Origin of the sequence: Crocosphaera sp. (assembly GCF_030064895.1) — a bacterium.
Classification (GTDB): Bacteria; Cyanobacteriota; Cyanobacteriia; order Cyanobacteriales; family Microcystaceae; genus Crocosphaera.
Genome location: NZ_JASJEB010000019.1, coordinates 26,201 through 42,829, shown reverse-complemented (window position 1 = coordinate 42,829; position 16,629 = coordinate 26,201). Strand labels below are relative to the sequence as shown.

The 16,629-nt window shown below is 33.5% G+C and carries 18 protein-coding genes and 1 pseudogene; 4 read left to right on the top strand and 15 right to left on the bottom strand.

Annotated elements, in window-relative coordinates:
* Position 1: 1 nt before the first annotated feature.
* The 3 genes from QNJ66_RS07325 to QNJ66_RS07315 all read right to left on the bottom strand — a co-directional run bounded on the left by QNJ66_RS07325 (position 2) and on the right by QNJ66_RS07315 (position 4,297).
* Complete coding sequence (locus tag QNJ66_RS07325) at positions 2-433, bottom strand: universal stress protein (RefSeq protein ID WP_300504635.1); 432 nt, start codon at positions 431-433, stop codon at positions 2-4.
* A 391-nt stretch (positions 434-824) separates the two neighbouring features.
* Positions 825-3,905, bottom strand: a complete 3,081-nt coding sequence (locus QNJ66_RS07320; RefSeq protein WP_300504634.1) for an alpha-mannosidase — start codon at positions 3,903-3,905, stop codon at positions 825-827.
* Entirely contained in the window at positions 3,902-4,297 is a 396-nt protein-coding gene (locus tag QNJ66_RS07315) for a hypothetical protein (RefSeq protein WP_300504631.1), read from the bottom strand. The genes QNJ66_RS07320 and QNJ66_RS07315 overlap by 4 nt, the downstream gene beginning before the upstream one ends.
* Positions 4,298-4,365: 68 nt before the next feature.
* On the opposite strand from QNJ66_RS07315, the gene fni reads away from it, so the two are divergent.
* Positions 4,366-5,448 (top strand): type 2 isopentenyl-diphosphate Delta-isomerase, encoded by a 1,083-nt coding sequence (gene fni, locus QNJ66_RS07310; RefSeq protein WP_300504628.1) that lies wholly within the window; start codon positions 4,366-4,368, stop codon positions 5,446-5,448.
* On the opposite strand, the gene QNJ66_RS07305 is transcribed toward fni, so the two are convergent.
* From QNJ66_RS07305 to QNJ66_RS07285, 5 genes are all read right to left on the bottom strand, one after another.
* Entirely contained in the window at positions 5,438-5,893 is a 456-nt protein-coding gene (locus tag QNJ66_RS07305) for a DUF29 domain-containing protein (RefSeq protein WP_300504625.1), read from the bottom strand. The two genes, fni and QNJ66_RS07305, sit on opposite strands and share 11 nt — an antisense overlap.
* Positions 5,894-5,922: 29 nt before the next feature.
* On the bottom strand, positions 5,923-6,378 hold the full coding sequence (locus QNJ66_RS07300) for a DUF29 domain-containing protein (protein WP_300504622.1): 456 nt from the start codon (positions 6,376-6,378) through the stop codon (positions 5,923-5,925).
* A gap of 451 nt (positions 6,379-6,829) precedes the next feature.
* The gene (locus QNJ66_RS07295) at positions 6,830-7,813 is read right to left on the bottom strand and encodes a glycosyltransferase (protein ID WP_300504620.1); all 984 of its coding nucleotides are present in this window, start codon (positions 7,811-7,813) and stop codon (positions 6,830-6,832) included.
* A gap of 7 nt (positions 7,814-7,820) precedes the next feature.
* A complete protein-coding gene (locus QNJ66_RS07290; protein WP_300504617.1) occupies positions 7,821-8,993 on the bottom strand; it encodes a glycosyltransferase family 4 protein in 1,173 nt (390 codons plus the stop codon).
* Positions 8,994-9,063: 70 nt separating this feature from the next.
* Entirely contained in the window at positions 9,064-9,879 is an 816-nt protein-coding gene (locus QNJ66_RS07285) for a glycosyltransferase family 2 protein (RefSeq protein ID WP_300504614.1), read from the bottom strand.
* Positions 9,880-10,042: 163 nt separating this feature from the next.
* On the opposite strand from QNJ66_RS07285, the gene QNJ66_RS07280 reads away from it, so the two are divergent.
* The 3 genes and pseudogenes from QNJ66_RS07280 to cysC form a co-directional block, all read left to right on the top strand.
* Entirely contained in the window at positions 10,043-10,261 is a 219-nt protein-coding gene (locus tag QNJ66_RS07280) for an NAD(P)H-quinone oxidoreductase subunit O (protein WP_300504612.1), read from the top strand.
* A 12-nt stretch (positions 10,262-10,273) separates the two neighbouring features.
* Entirely contained in the window at positions 10,274-11,245 is a 972-nt protein-coding gene (gene mdh, locus QNJ66_RS07275) for a malate dehydrogenase (protein WP_300504610.1), read from the top strand.
* A 569-nt stretch (positions 11,246-11,814) separates the two neighbouring features.
* Positions 11,815-12,372 (top strand): annotated as a pseudogene (cysC, locus tag QNJ66_RS07270) (adenylyl-sulfate kinase); the annotation flags it as partial.
* An 89-nt stretch (positions 12,373-12,461) separates the two neighbouring features.
* Here cysC and QNJ66_RS07265 read toward each other — a convergent pair.
* From QNJ66_RS07265 to QNJ66_RS07235, 7 genes are read right to left on the bottom strand one after another with little or no spacing between them, the layout of a single operon-like run.
* Positions 12,462-12,917 (bottom strand): DUF4351 domain-containing protein, encoded by a 456-nt coding sequence (locus QNJ66_RS07265; protein WP_300504608.1) that lies wholly within the window; start codon positions 12,915-12,917, stop codon positions 12,462-12,464.
* Between the two features lie 33 nt (positions 12,918-12,950).
* Positions 12,951-13,130: a hypothetical protein gene (locus tag QNJ66_RS07260; protein WP_300504605.1), complete on the bottom strand. Its 180-nt coding sequence runs from the start codon at positions 13,128-13,130 to the stop codon at positions 12,951-12,953.
* Between the two features lie 25 nt (positions 13,131-13,155).
* Entirely contained in the window at positions 13,156-14,145 is a 990-nt protein-coding gene (locus tag QNJ66_RS07255; protein WP_300504602.1) for an ornithine acetyltransferase, read from the bottom strand.
* A 20-nt stretch (positions 14,146-14,165) separates the two neighbouring features.
* Positions 14,166-15,512, bottom strand: a complete 1,347-nt coding sequence (locus tag QNJ66_RS07250) for an AAA family ATPase (RefSeq protein ID WP_300504600.1) — start codon at positions 15,510-15,512, stop codon at positions 14,166-14,168.
* Between the two features lie 50 nt (positions 15,513-15,562).
* Positions 15,563-16,036, bottom strand: a complete 474-nt coding sequence (locus QNJ66_RS07245) for a hypothetical protein (protein ID WP_300504597.1) — start codon at positions 16,034-16,036, stop codon at positions 15,563-15,565.
* A gap of 9 nt (positions 16,037-16,045) precedes the next feature.
* Positions 16,046-16,342: a HigA family addiction module antitoxin gene (locus tag QNJ66_RS07240; protein WP_300504594.1), complete on the bottom strand. Its 297-nt coding sequence runs from the start codon at positions 16,340-16,342 to the stop codon at positions 16,046-16,048.
* A 52-nt stretch (positions 16,343-16,394) separates the two neighbouring features.
* The gene (locus tag QNJ66_RS07235; RefSeq protein ID WP_300504591.1) at positions 16,395-16,628 is read right to left on the bottom strand and encodes a type II toxin-antitoxin system RelE/ParE family toxin; all 234 of its coding nucleotides are present in this window, start codon (positions 16,626-16,628) and stop codon (positions 16,395-16,397) included.
* Position 16,629 lies beyond the last annotated feature (1 nt).

Genomic DNA, 16,629 nt, shown 5'->3' with positions numbered 1-16,629 from the left:
GTTAATGGGTGGGGACAATTAAAATTGGACATTGGGACTGAGAAATAACTCCTTTACTGACACTTCCTAAAAATAGTTCGGAGATGAGGTTATGTCTATGAGAACCGATGATAATCATCTCCACTTGCAGTTTTTTCGCTTCTTTAATAATTGTCTCTACGGTTGAACCTTGTATTAATAAAGCGCTTGCTTCTATGCCTTCATTACGCAAGTTTTTGGCTATTTCTTGAATCTGAGAATGTTCTGAATGCAAGACTTTGGCAACATAATCTCTCTCTGTTTGGGGACCTGTATTATATCCCACAAAATCGGGTTCCGGTTGGGCAACATGGATAACCCATAGTTTGCCTGACAAAGCTTTAGCTATTTCTTGGGCTTTGTTAACTACTTTTTGAGTTGAGTCGGAACAGTCAACAGCAACTAGAAGATTCACTGTTTTTTTCCTAATTTTTCTACTTTTATGATAACACAAATCTTACTAATTTGTTGTTTATTTTACAGAAGTTTTTATTTGTATATAACAGTTCTATTTACTTATGAGGTACAGGAGTTTTTAGTATTAGGGAACAGGAAACAGGAAATATAGCACTTCTCATACTTGTGAGGTACATAGGTGATCTCTTTGAGGCAGGAGGCAGGGGGCAGGAGGCAGGAGTTAGGTGTACCTCATGAGTCCGAGAAACGCTATAAAATCAAGATGTACCTCACGAGTCAGAGAAACCCTATAGATTAAACATTAAAATATCAACACTTTCCATAGTTTCCACAGTCCTCTAAACAAAATATTAATACACTCAATTGAAAACTGCTATTCGTGGCGATCGCTATTCTTTTTTTAGGTCAAAGGTGACAATTTTCCAAGGTTTAATTTTATACTCATCATTGGTTATTTCTTCTAATAAGTTTCTTGCCTGACCTAACTTTAGGTTTAAATCACTTTCTATTCCGATTAGATCAGGTTTACCTTCGCATTCATAACAGCGTAAAATATAGTTATCTTTTCCCTCTTCTATTGGTTTCAATGCTGAAATAATTAAGTTATCTGGTGTTACTTTTAATCCTGAAAATACGGGAGGTAATTTTCCTTGATTATTATTTTTATTATTAGAAATTATTATTTGTAAAGGAATATTTAATTCACGGGCTTTTTGTACTGTTTTTGCTGTTTGCCAACTTCCTCTATGGGGATAGATAGCATAGGTAAATTCGTGTTTTCCAATGTCACAAGTGGGATCAGGCCATCGGGGACTTTTTAATAGGGTAAGTCTGAGGCGATCGCTTTTACTATCATAGCCATATTTACAGTCATTTAATAAGCTTACTCCATAGTTTTTACTATTATCTGTTAAATCTGCCCATCGTAAAGCTGGTACTTCCCATTTTGCTTTTTCATATGGTGTTTCTGGACAGTTTGACCTTTGAATAGTCCCAAAGGGAATTTCATAACTACTATATTCTGCTGTTAAATTAAGTGGAAATGCTGCTTTAACTAAGACATATTTTTCTTCCCAATTTACTTTGCTTTTTATTTGCAAAATTGCTGAATTTTTCTGCAAGATATAATCTTGTGTAAAGTCTGATTTACCTAATGTTCTAGTTACTCTTACTTTCCATTGAATGGGACCTACTTCTAATATTTCTAGAGATATTAATTTTGTATTTGCTAATGGATAAGTATTATAATTTGGGTCAATATTCCAAGCATCCCAATATTGTCCTTGATCTTGAAAGCTTTGTAATTGATTACCTTCTCCTTTTAAAATTTCTATATTATTGTTTTTATCATAAATACTGTCAATGTTTCCTGTCTGCTCATTAATCTTTACTTTCAGGTACTCATTCTCTAAAATAGTTTCATTTTGTAGCAATATTTTTTCTTTCTTTTTCTTGGTATCTATGGGAACTAGATAAAAAATACGATAACCAAGAGAAGGAATGTTTTTTGCTAAAAATAGAAGCTTATTATCATGGGAAACTTGAGTAATTATTTTATTGCTTTCTAAGTCATAAATTTCATAATTATCATCAATATTATCAATTTCTACTATTTCCGAACGCTCCCAGTTGAGAGAATTAAAAATAATTATTGGTTTTGCCTCAAGCTTATATAGAAAAGGTATTTTAATCCAAGATACGATTTTTTTTAAAGCAGATTTAAAGACATTATTTCCTATGATTTGAGATTTTTCCCAGTCTTCATTTGCTTCTACAAAAACATCGGTAATAGCAGTTCCTGGTAAGATATCATGAAATTGATTCAATAAAACTTTTTTCCAAGCTAATTCTAGGTTACTTTTGACTTCATTATCCAGAGGTTTATTTTCAATGATAGCCGCTAAACATGACCATAACTCTGCTTGATATAATAAGTCTTCACTGCGACGATTATAATATTTTTGGTCTGCGTGAGTGGTATAACAACCGCGATGTAAATCTAAATATAGTTCATCATCCCATACAGGAATTTTTAAACCATTTTCAACAGTATTTTTTACCTTATCTAGATAACTTTTAGCAGTTGTAAAATTAACTTGTGGAAAAAAGGGAGAATGTTTCCAGCGTTGACTAACTTCTACCATGTCACGAGTTGGACCACCTCCATGATCTCCAACACCTGGTATCCATAAGATTTCTTGTAAACCAGTTTGTTGTTCCCATTCCACACTATAATTAGTCATAGGAATAGGATTGGTTGTCATTACTCCTTCTACATTTGGGGGAGACATTACGGTTAATAATTTTGTGCCATCAAGAGATTGCCACCAAAAGGCACCATAGGGAAATTCTACTGTATTGTTCCAGTGTAGTTTCCCTGTAACAAAATAGTTAATGCCACTTTGTTTAAAAATTTGTGGTAGCTGTAAACAAAATCCAAAACTGTCGGGTAGCCAAGAAACTTCTGTGATAGTGCCAAATTTTTCTCTGATGTATTTTTGTCCATATAAAAGCTGTCTGACTAAGGATTCTCCTGAGACTAAATTTACCTCTGGTTCTACCCACATTCCGCCTAAAATTTCCCATGTACCGGCTTTATATGAGGCTTTAATTTGTTTAAAAAGCTCAGGACGATTTTTTTCCATCCATTCATAAAGAAGAGGGGTTGTATGGCAAAATGTAAGATAACTAAATTCTTTTTGTAAGTTAATAACTGACCTAAAAGTTCGTTCTGCTACTTCCCAAGTTTCCTTTACTGTCCATAACCAAGCCATATCTAAATGAGCATGGCCAACAATATTAAATTTTCGTTGTTTGATGGTATCACTAAAAGGTTGTAATTCTCTTCTCATCTTCGTTAGTTCGTCATTAAACTTGTTTACATCATGAACATAATTAAAGTTAATATTATTAACAGTCTCTTCTAAAATATCTAATTTTTTAGGGTAAAAAGTCGATATATAGTTAAATAAAACAGCAATTTCTTCTGCTACAAAACCAGGATCGATTTTCTTATAATCACTTTCATATATTAATTGAGACTTCATTAATGCCCCAATATCATGGCCAGGACTAACTAACCGTAAACAGACTAAAAATTCTTGCCCAATCTCAGCAGAAGAAGTTAATAAAACTCTGGCTAAAGAGTCAAATAAATCTCCCTCTTGTACCAACTCACCATTGACAAAAATTTCTGCTACTTCTGCCCACCAAACGAGAGATAATCTTAGAGAAAGTTGTTGTAAAGGATAACCATTTAATTGTTCAGGAATAACCAATTTTTGAACCAACCATTTAACCTTACTTCCTGCTTCCCAGGTTAAATATCCTTTTTCGTTAGCTGTCATTAATTGTAAATCATCAAAACTAAAATCATTAATGTCTATTTCTTCCGAACTACCTAACCAATTATTTTGGACACTAACTTGTGTGAGGGAACGTAACTTATCAATAATGTCAGTAATCTTCATTTTTTAGCCACAATTAACATAATTAACATTGTCATCAAAACTATTTCAGTACCAACTAAACCATTTAAAGTTTCTATATCCTCTGGTTTGGTAATAAAATACTGACGAAATAGAGTATAAGGTATAATTTGTAAGAGAATAATACAAAAAAAAAAAGTAATTATTCCAGAAAAAGAATGAAACCAAAGACTAATAGCAATAATCACATCAAAAATTAATAAAATAATATCCATGACTCGCCACAGAAGAGGTGTTTCTAACCAAGAAACGTCACCTAAACTTAAAATGTTGCTACAATGTACCAAGGCACCATAAACCAAACAAATAGACAAAAATCTCAAAAAAATTCCCGTCCAATATTGAGGAAAGGATTCTTCTAAATCATTAAACATTTTTGATATCTACCCAATGAGTTTTTTGCTAGAATAAATAAAAAAACCGATCTACCCTACTTTAACCCATGTCTTCCTCTGTTAATCAATCTCCCATTGTTCCTCCTACTCTAATCGAAAATAGAAAAGCGGATCATATCAATATTGTTTTAGAGGAAGATGTAAAAGGTAAAGGCATCACTACAGGATTTGAGCAATTTTTCATCGAACATGATGCCCTTCCTGATGTGGATCTCGATGAAGTTGACCTCAGTTTACAACTCTGGGGCAAAACCCTAAAAGCCCCTTTACTAATAAGTAGCATGACCGGCGGCACAGACTCAGCCCATGTTATTAACTTGAATTTAGCAGAAGCAGCACAAACTTTGGGTATTGCTATGGGAGTAGGTTCCCAACGTGCAGGCATTGAACAGCCAAACTTAGGCAAAAGTTATCAAGTACGGGGAGTTGCACCCGATATCTTACTATTTGCTAACTTAGGGGCAGTACAGCTTAATTATGGTTACGGTATCGATGAAGCCAAAAAAGCCATAGATATGATCGAAGCCGATGCTTTGATCCTCCATCTCAACCCCCTACAAGAAGCTGTCCAAGGAGAAGGCGATCGCAACTGGAAAGGACTCTATAGCAAGATCGCAACGCTAGCTACTCAATTAGAAGTACCCATCATCGCCAAAGAAGTCGGTAATGGTATCAGTGGTAAAGTAGCCAGTCGTTTAGCTGACTGTGGGATGTCTGCCATCGATATTGCCGGTGCTGGAGGTACCAGTTGGAGTGAGGTCGAGGCATACAGACAAAGAGATCCCCATCTTCGTCAGATAGCCCATTGTTTCGCCGGTTGGGGCATTCCTACAGCCGTGTCGTTGATGCAGGTACGTAAGGCTGTCCCAGAGTTGCCTGTGTTTGCTAGTGGGGGTATTCGTAGCGGGATCGATGTTGCTAAAGCGATCGCCCTGGGAGCAACGTTGGTTGGTAGTGCAGCACCTTTTCTTGATGCTGCTACCTATCAGTCTGAAGCGGTTTATGATAAGTTCTCAATCTTATTGGAAACCCTGAAAATTGCTACTTTTTGTGCCGGTGCTTCTAATTTAACTGAGTTAAAACAAGTTCAGTTACATCATAAAAATAGTTCGTTTTACCCTATGGAGTAGGACACCAATCTTCATCTAATAGTTGTTGTAATGTATAAGGACAGTCTTCAGGAAATGTATCTAAACCGGACTTTATTTCTACATATTTACGGGCTTTTCGATAAATTTTGGCTAAGTTTTCCTCCAGATAATTATAGAAGTTACTGGTCATGCGATCGTTAAGCTGATCCCGAAAATTGAAAATCTCTGACCGCCAATGTCGGTAATTTCTATCATGCTCATTATGCCAATACTCTAATAATAATAAATGACGAATTATTTGCTGTAATAAACTTTCTACCTTATGCCTTTTCTCACTACCCAAGTCCTCTAACTCCTCAATTAAATTCTCTAAATCTAATTCATCAAACCGCTTCCCTTTCAATAGTTTAACCGTTTCTTCTATCCATAAATAATCGTCAATTTCATATAATTCCTTGAGTTTGTAGTTCTCTAGTTCTAACATAATTTATTTCGACTTATTTTTATTTTATTTTAATTCGTTATTAACCAATCTTCATGTAATAATTGTGATAGGCTATAAGGACAATCTTGGGGAAAGGTATCTAACCCTGACTTAGCTTGTACATATTTACGTGCTTGTCTATAGATTTTTGCTAAATTTTTCTCTAGATAATTATAAAAGTTTGTAGTCATCCGTCTATTAAGTTGAGTACGAAAACCAACAATTTCTGCTTGCCAATGTCGATAGTTTCTGTCATATTCATAGTGCCAATATTCAAGGAGCAAAAAATGACGGATAATTTGTTCTAATAAACTTTCTACCTTATGCCTTTTCTCACTACCCAAGTCTTCTAACTCCTCAATTAAATTCTCTAAATCTAACTCATCAAACCGCTTCCCTTTCAACAGTTTAACCGTTTCTTCTATCCATAAATAATCGTCAATTTCATATAATTCTTTAAGTTTGTCCACATTCTTAACTACCATAACTAAAACTCATTCTTAAGCTAAATTACCTAATAACTGTTCACTGTTCACTGTTCACTATTCACTATCTAACCCACCCAAAAAGCTTCTATAGGCAGACATATTTTTCACCCATACACCTAACACTGTCATTATTATATAAAAAAGTAGTATGGTCTGTCAACCCCATTGTCTCGTTACTTATTGCAAAAAATTAGTAATAATTCTGTGGTAGTATTGAACAGTTTGTTGGTCATTTTGTAATCTATGTTACTGTTTTTTGGAAAACGGCTAGAAAAACTTTATATTAAAAATACAAATATAATACAAGAAAATATTAGCTATTACTTATCAATTCCCCAAAGATAATTGAACCATAAAGGGGAGGATGTCAATGGCCTTATCTTTTTATCTAAAATGTCGAGTTAAATAAGTTAAAACAAGTTCAGTTGCATCATAAAAATAGTTGATATTAGTCTAATTCTTGAAGAAAAGTAATAAGTTTTTGCCGAAAAAACTGCTCATTTTTTAAATACCAATTTCTAGCATTTTCTGCCAGTTCTTTGCGTTGTTGATGACTCATAGCCAAAACTTCTTCTATTTTCTCCTCTAAGTTTTGGGGATCAACATAATAATTAGTTCCTAATCTTTGGGGTTTTGTGTTGTGATAACCCACTAATAAACCTCTTTCTGGGGTAATTAATTCATTCATAGGAGGTGCATCTGTGGTTAAAGTTAAAGCTTTGGTACTCATAGCTTCTAGAATATAATGACCAAACCCTTCTGCTTCTGAAGGACATAAATGAATACCCAATGTATTTTGATATTTTCTGAGGGTTTCATCATCTAAAAAGTCATGAATATACTCTATATTAGGGACAGAAACATGAAAAGATTTTTTGTTTTGTCTGAGTATAAGGGGAGGCCACTCAGGATGACGACTCCAAAGGTCAACAATGGTTTTTGTTCCTTTTTGAATAGACCCACTACCTGCTAAATGAAAAAACTGATTATAATTTTTTTCTTGATGTTTATCCCAACAATCAAAACTGGTAAAACTGATAAATTCTGTTCGACATCCTAATTTGTTAAAGATAGATTGAGCATATTTTGTTTTACAGAGAATATAATCTAATTTGGGAAGAAATTGCAAACAACCATCCCTAAACCATTCTTGATTCGGAATTAAACAGTTAATCTTAGCATAAGCAAACCAAGCGGGAATAATATCCTGCAAAAATAGGTTAATATCATAGGGAGGAGTCTTGGTAATTTTCTCACTAAAAAAAAGTTCCCCATAGGTATAGATTCGGTGTAACTTATGAGCAATAGTAGGTTTTCCTACTTCAAAAACAGAAACCTTAAAACCTGATTCCTGTAAAACTTTTTTCAGTATTTTGGCATCTCTTGTTAAGCCACCATTGTTATCTACAGTAATGATATTAATCTTTTTCATGATTTTCTTAATTAGTAGTATAGGCAATATTTTTTATTATTTTAAGAGTTTCTTCTGTCATTTTTTCTTCAGAAAAGTCTTGCAATCGCAATGCAGAATTTTTGGACATTTCCTGCATTGCTTCAGGATTTTTTAATGCCCAAAAAATTGCTTGTTTTAGTTGCTCTTTATCTCCTTTGGCAAAAAGGAGACCATGAATTTTATTGTCAAGAATCTCGGGTATACCACTAGCATCTGAGGTGATAATAGGTAAATTATAGGCCATAGCCTCACTAACTACAAATGATTGTCCTCCTTCGATATAAGTAGGAAAAACAAATAAATCTGACGCTTTCATTAATCGAGGAACATCTTTTCTATATCCCAATAAAATAACATGATTATTAAGGTTATGCTTGTTGATTTGTTCAACCAAATATTCCCTCTTGTCTCCTTCTCCTACCCAGACAAACTTAGCATGATTGAATTCTTGAATAATGGGTGAAATCACTTTAACTAAGTCTTGATATCCTTTGTGGAAATGTAAACGTCCTACGGTTAATAAGATGATATCATCATAATTAATTCCGATTTCTTGACGAACTTGATTACGAAGATTGAGGGTATCTTCTGGGGAGTAATTGAGAAATTCAGAACTGGTTTTTGCTCCATTATAGACCACGGGGAATTCTTCTTTAGGTATTTTAAAGGACTCACTGATAAAGTCTCGATTATTATTTGAGATAGCAATCCATTTTTGCCTTCTATTATATGCCCATTGATAAGCCTTTAATCTTAGGTTACTGTAATGGTAATGACCAGGGAATAATTGAAAGACAACCACGGTTGGAATATTTAAGACAGCACAAGTTACTAAAGTATCAAAACACCAAAAAGGCCAGGGAACAGTAAGATGAACCACATCAGGGTTTACTTTTTTAAGCAAAGAGAAACTTCTATAACAATGGGGAATATGCTCTCTAAATAGTTTAAGTCTTTTCCCGGCTACAGGAGCAATATCTAAAGGATGATATGTAATTCCTATCTCTTGAAAATCTTTAATTAAAGAGGTTGTTTTTTCAGTTTGTGGAAAAGCAGCATTGACTTCCCAACCTTGGTTTATGGCCGCTTTACCAATAGTTAGTGCATATTCTTCTGCACCACTTCGGATCTCTGACGGAAAAATTATTAGTAATTTCATCTTAACTATTAGCAATAAATATCGGGGTTTAGCAAGATTATTTGTCTACTCCTTAAGTAATTTTATGTATTTAATGAGAAAAAATTGATTGCATTTTTTGTTTGAGAGAAGGAATGATGTCTTGAGGATGACGGTAAAAATATGTCACTCTCACCAAAACTAACATATACAATTGTAAAAGAAATGGTAATTTTTTTCGATAATTCTGTAAGAGTTTTCGATAACGTTTTTCTCCTTGACCACTCTTAGCATCTTCAACACTTTTTGTTCCTTCCAAATATCTAAAGTTTCCCCAAATTTCATCTACATATTTAACTTTAGCAGCTTGAACAGCCCTCAATAAAAAATCAATATCCATTGCATAGTTTTCCTCTAGATCATACAAACCAATTTTCTCATGAAGAGATTTATGATAAAAATAAGCAGAGGGATTAACAGGAGGTTGAGTAAAAGTCCATCCTAATAATAAATCAGTAATATGAAGTTTTGAGGGTTTATTCACTCCTTTGAGATTTTCTTGATTATCCCAAATATTACAATTACCCACTAATAAAGTCGGTTCGGGGAAATTATTAAAAACTTTTTCTATTTTATTAAGAACATTAGGCTCATAATAGTCGTCAACATTTAAAAATCCAATAACTTCTCCTTTGGCCATTTTAATACCTTTGTTCATAGCATCAGATTGACCTCGGTCAGCTTCAGAAATCCAGCGAATATGAGGATATTTTTCAGCATACTGTTTGATAATAGTAACTGTACCATCTTGCGAACCACCATCAACAATAATATGTTCAACATCAGAACAATTTTGCTCGATGACAACCTTAATACAAGACTCAATAAAAGACTCTCCATTGTAAACAGGAGTAATAACACTAATCATAATTAACTTGTAATTTTTCCGACTAAATTTAACATAATTACTATCCACGCCCCAATATAGCATTTTCAGGCGTGAATCGTAACACAGTCTTCTAGACTGTATAACTAGAGCTTGTGATAAAATAAAAAGCAAGCCCTAAAAATTGAGAGTAAAGGAATCATATATGCCAGCTAAACTTAAAAAAGGCGCATTAGTGAGTGTCATCAAAGAAAAACTTGAAAATAGTGTAGAAGCTAAAGCCAGTGATCAGCGTTTTCCCAGTTATCTCTTTGAAAGCAAAGGAGAAATTCTGGATTTGAACGATGAATACGCCCTAATTCGATTTTATGTTCCCACTCCCAGTGTTTGGTTACGCCTCGATCAACTCGAACTCATAGACTAAACCTTAAAAGTTATGACTGTCCCTTACGACCCCCTTATCCACTGTCAATCTCTCCGTGTGGCTATCATCGGTGCCGGTAATGTGGGGCGAACTTTAGCCCAACGCATCGTTGAAAAGGACTTAGCTGATGTTGTCCTCTTGGATGTAATAGAGGGACTTCCCCAAGGAGTTGCCCTCGATTTGATGGAGGCTCAAGGGTTAGAATATCACAACTGTGAAGTGGTGGGGACAAACAACTACGAAGACACAGCTAACGCCGATTTAGTGGTTATTACCGCAGGCCGAGCAAGAACCCCTGGTATCAGTCGAGATGACCTTTTGGCGATTAATGCAAAAATTGTGGCTGACGTGGCTGAAAAAGCCTTTAAATACTCTCCCAATGCAATTTTCATCGTCATTACCAACCCCCTCGATGTGATGACCTATTTAACCCGACAAGTGACTGGTTTACCACCACAACGGGTGATGGGAATGGCTGGTGTCTTGGACTCTTCACGTCTGCAAACGTTTATAGCTATGGAGTTGGGCATTTCTACTGCCAATGTGACGGCCATGGTATTGGGTGGTCACGGTGATTTAATGGTGCCTTTAGCCCGTTATTGTACCGTCAACGGCATTCCTATTACCGAGTTATTAGACTCCCAAACCATCGATCGCTTAATAGAAAGAACCCGTAAAGGAGGGGCAGAGGTTGTTAAATTATTGAAAACCGGAGGGGCTTATTATGCGCCGGCTTCTGCTGCTTATGTTATGGTGGAAACCATAATCAGGGATCAGTCTCGTTTATTGCCAACTGCGGCTTATTTACAAGGGGAATATGGATTAAATGATATTTATCTCGGGGTTCCTTCCTTTTTGGGTTGTCGTGGCGTTCAGAAAATATTAGAAGTAAAATTAACATCTGAGGAAACAGAAGCACTCCATATTTCTGCTAACTCTGTCAGGAAAAATCTCAAACTTGCTTTAGAAAGTGTTGGCATCTAAGCATTCTAAGACTTTTATTATTGGCGATCGCATATTTGTCCAGAAAAGTCAGCCTATTGTAATCAAAGCACAAAGGTTTTAACCAATTCTTGGCGAGAAATCCCCGATTGAGCAAGAGCAGGTCTTGCTTGAGGAACGAAAATCGAGGGATGATAGCCAAGCCAGCACTTTTGTGATATAGTATCCATTGGTTGCGACCCACCCGAACTTTGGATTGACAGACAGCCTAACATCAAAGCAAAGTAGCAATACTTTCGGCGCAGAAACATTGTCAGATCGGGAAGAGAAATTACTGAAGAATCAAAAAGTCGGCAGCAATAGCGTAAGTCCAAACAGTGATTTGTCGAAGAACAATTTATACTCCTTGGGACACAGGGAGTCTGCCTCGGTACAGTAAACACTGTACGACAGTTAGTACCACTTTTGTGAGTAAAACCTGCGGAGGGAACGTAAGACCAAAACAAAACTTGTTTTGTGGAGGCAGATCCCGTTGAAAGAGGAAGCCCCGTATGAAGCGTAGCGAAATACGTGGGTATGTCACAGTTATTCTTGACGACCATTAACAACACTATAAAAATAACATGGAACAAAGGGGCGTAACAGTTTGGTTTACAGGATTAAGTGGTGCGGGCAAAACCACCATTACCCAAGCTTTAGAAAAGAAATTAAGAGAAGCAGGTTATCCTCTAGAAGTATTAGATGGGGATATTGTTAGAACGAATTTAACTAAGGGGTTAGGTTTCTCTAAAGAGGACCGTGACACCAATATTCGCCGTATTGGTTTTGTGTCTCACTTACTTACCCGTAACGGTGTGATTGTTTTAGTTTCTGCTATTTCTCCCTATCGTGAGATTCGTGAAGAAGTTAAAGCTAAAATTGGAGACTTTGTGGAAGTTTTCGTTAATGCGCCTTTAAATGTTTGTGAAGATCGAGATGTTAAGGGATTATATAAACGGGCCCGCGCTGGTGAAATTAAATCTTTCACTGGAATTGATGATCCTTACGAACCTCCTTTAAACCCTGAAATTGAATGTCGCACCGACCTCGAAACTTTAGAGGAAAGTGTTAACAAAGTTTGGCAGAAACTGGAAGAAATGGGTTATCTAGCTAAACCTGTTGCTGTTTAAGTAATGAGTTTTGGGGAGATTTATTTTTATTTTAGTCTCCCCCTTTCTTACCATAAAGTTGTAAAAAATGCAAGCTGTTTTTTGTTTCTTTACAATTCAGGATAACCTAACCAAGCATCTAAATCATTAATATCTTTAAATTCCAGTAAAGACATAGCTAAATCTTCGATATCGTTTAAAGAAAGGGTTTGAATTTTATTGGTTAACCTTTCTTCTAAATTTGGAAATCTTTGATTAAGTTGTAACATTACTAATTTTAATCCTTCTTTTATTTCTCCTTTTCTTTCTCCTTTTTCTAGGATATCTTGGTAAATAACAGAACCTTTCATAATGTCCTCCTGAAATAGTGAGTTAACTAATATTTTATCAAATCGTAAACCGGCTAAAATACTGGTACAACTTCCTAAGATTTGACGCTGTTCAATATCTTCTAGGTTGTTTATTTTAGCAGAAATTTGTTGTAGTAAAGTGTTAGGATTTTTACTGTTAGTTAAGGGAGCAAAGGGATAAGCTAAAAAGCATTTAAAATGCTTTTTATAAGGCAAAAGGAAAAAAGCAAAAGGCAAAAGGGAAGAGGATTATAGCTTTTTTATCCATTTCAACAATAATAAGAATAAAACAGAATCAGCACGAATGGGGTCAACATTAAGTTCTGTTTTTAATATTCTTATCTTAACGGGTTCAATATTTAATAACCATTGGACAAAGTTAGATGGATATTTTTCTGCTAAGTATTTACAAACGTTATCAAAACTCATTTAGATTTTTCCTGAAGATGAAAGTTTATCGATTTAATTCTTTTTGTTTTTTATAAAGAAAATTGACCCATTGAGGTATATGATACACGGTTGAATTAGATTGAGTGGAAAAGTTACAAGATTTTGCATAAAATCTAGCTATTGCTAAAAGAACATTATCCTCAGCTTTATTTTCAGGAAGATAGTCGTCTTCAATTATAATTTCATCTTCCCAATAGGGTTTAGCTTTGACAATTTTTAGAATAACTTCTATGAGTTTTCTTTTTTCTTGAGGGGTTATTGTTGAATTTTGATGTAATTTTTCACATTCATTAATAAGACTGTTTTTATCGGGAATAGAAATAGATAAAAACTTTTCTATTCGTTGGAGAACATTATCTAAATTTTTATTAATATCTGCATTATTATTTATATCTTGAATCATGTCTTGATAAATAGAGTCTAAGGATAAAGGATTATTTTTATATGTAATTTTAGTGGAGTATAATTCATTTTGTAAATAGTATTGTAAGTCTGGTTCTAAAAAATATGCTTCTTTATGTATCCATCCAGTAATAATAATTTTTGATTGATCAATTATGTTTGTATCAATAGTATTATTTTCATAAATAGCATGATAAAGTTCTTCCGTTGTTTGATAATAAGGACAAATATTGCTTATATCCTGACACTGAATATCTAAGTCAATGAGAATAAATAGTTTATCTGGAGATAAATAAGAATCACTAGGATTATTATGATGTAAATCAATTAATTTAGGATAAATTCTCAGAATATCTGAACGGGAACCACAAGGGATAAAAATAGGTCTCCTCTTGTCCCAAGAATTATAAGGAATTGTTTGTCTCCAGAAATTAGCATCAGGTAAATATTCCAACTCACCAATTTGTTCAGGAGAATGAATATCTAAGTACCCTCTTATTCCCTCACACAGAATAACAAGGCTATCTATAATTCTTGGATACTTCAATATTTTACTACAAAAATCGTTATCAGTTTTTTCAATTTCACTCATGATACTACTTATTTTTCAGACTATGGATTTGATAATTTTGGTTTGATAATTTTAACATGACCAGGGGTTAATGCTTCACACAAATAGAAGGAATGTGTCGCTAATAAATATTGATTATCTCCCCAGTCTACTAACTCATTCACTATATTATATTGCCAATCGGGATGTAAACCATTTTCAATTTCATCAATGAGAATAATAGAATCATTGATATTATTATATTTTATCCAAGCATACAACCCTAATCTTTTTAATTCTCCATGACTTAACTCTTCGGGTTCTAGTTCTATAAATTCATTATCTGAGATTTTACGACGGACAATAATAGAAGTCATATCTGATGAAGGAAATATATATTTATCATTACCTAAAAAGTCATGAAAATCTTCTACTAATTCTTTTAACGCTGTACCGTATTCTAAATTATTTTGACTAATAGCTGTTTTAAAATCATTATTAACTGCTTGTTTAAATGCGTGTAATATTTCTGTTACTGCTAATTGATTATGAACATAAATATTAGATAAGTTTTTTCTCAGTTTAGTAATGTTCTGTTGGTATTTATCAAAATCTTTTAATAAGTCTTGTCTAGATTCCTTATCCATAAATAAATAAGGTTGAGTTGAAGGAGTTGCTAGATATATATGATTACTAACATATTCTAATAGTTTTTTTGCTACATCATAATCGTCCATATTGGTTTTACTAATTAATAATAAAGAGCGATTATTTTGCATAACATTACAAGAAATGATACCTTGTTTTTGTTTATTTTTTTCTAAGCTTGTAAGTTGAGAATTTAGATTATAAATTTTGTTTTTTAATTCTTCTTTTCTTGTTTTATAGTAACTTGTTTCTTGTTCCACCTCTTCTATTACATCCTCATACATCTGATCAATAAAATTAGATTTTTGTATAAATTCCCATTCAGTATAATATTCTGTATGTTGTGTTTCTAAAACCGTTAATTTTTTTTGTAAATCTTTATTCAAGTTTAGTATTTTTAAATATTCATCAATATCTTTATAAGAACTCTTCATTTCAATATCTGAAATTATATCAAAATCAACTTTTATATTTTTTTGATTATATAAAAATTCTACAGATGCAATTGTAGATTCTGTTGCTTCATTATTTTGAAAATACTTAGCAAAATTTGATGCAATAATAAAGTTCTCCAAATACTGAAATTTTGCCTCATCCAGCGAACAAGTAAGCAACACAAAAATCAACTGTAATAAGGTACTTTTTCCACCACCATTATCGCTACCAATAGGAAAAACAGCAGGTTTTAAACTGGGTTCAAAGGTTAACTCAACATTTTTAAGATTACGAAAATTAGGAACAGAGACTTTAAGTAGTTTCATAATAAATTTTACCTCTAATAATCATTGTACAAACTAAACAGTATAATAACTTACCAACTATGATAGAAGAAACGAAACTCTCCCCAAGGACTAATATATAATATACCACTTTCTTGATAACTGGGTTTAATATCAACCTCCCAACCTCCGTCTAACCTTAAATGAGTAAATCTCTGTCTTAATTGTACCGTCCCCAAAAGTCTCTTTTTCCCAACATCAAACTTAATGGGAATTTTTTGCCAGATAATTTCACCTTGAGTATTTTTAAGAACAATAACACTTTCAGTCGGGGTTAATAAGTATGATTCAAGAATATAAGTAGGGATTCCTAAACGAGATAATTTAATTTGAGACTCTAAGGTTAATAATTCAATATCTCCTCCATACTCTTCTGAATAATAGGGTCCGTCATCCAAATTCAAAAAATGAGGCTCAAACTTATACAAAACATACCATAATGAACCAAAACAAAGCATAAAAAAAATGCTTATAGTTATGATAATTTGTTTAAATCTAGGTTTCATATATCTATTTTATTTGATTTTTTCATAAGGAGTAATCATATTTAATTTATCTCCTAGTTGTACTTCTGCTATTTCTAAATCATAAGCTTGTTGTAAATTCATCCAAAAATTAGCCCCCGTATTAAAGAATTTTCCTAATCTTAAAGCAACTTCTGCATTAAGGCTAGATTTACCTTCAATAATTAACTTTAATTGTTCTTCCGAAACATCAATTTTTTCAGCAGTTTCATATATATTTAATCCAATTTCTTCAAGTTCATCAGCTAGAATTTCACGAGGGTGAATCGGTTCTGTCCAATGAGTCATAATTTTTCTCCTAATGATAATCAAAAATTTCTACATTATAGGAGTTATTATCCTATTCAAAACAAATACGCCATTGATCATTAATACGAATACTATATTGTCCTATTCTATCTGCTTTTAAAGATTCTAGTCGATTACTAGGAAGTCCTGCCAATGCTAGTAAACTATCAGCATTATCAAGAATACGTAATCTCTTTAAAGCTGATCTTTCAAAACCTGAGAATTTTCTGACGAAAATGCGATTATAAAGCCTTTCTGTATCCTTACATTTAAAACTTTTTATCATA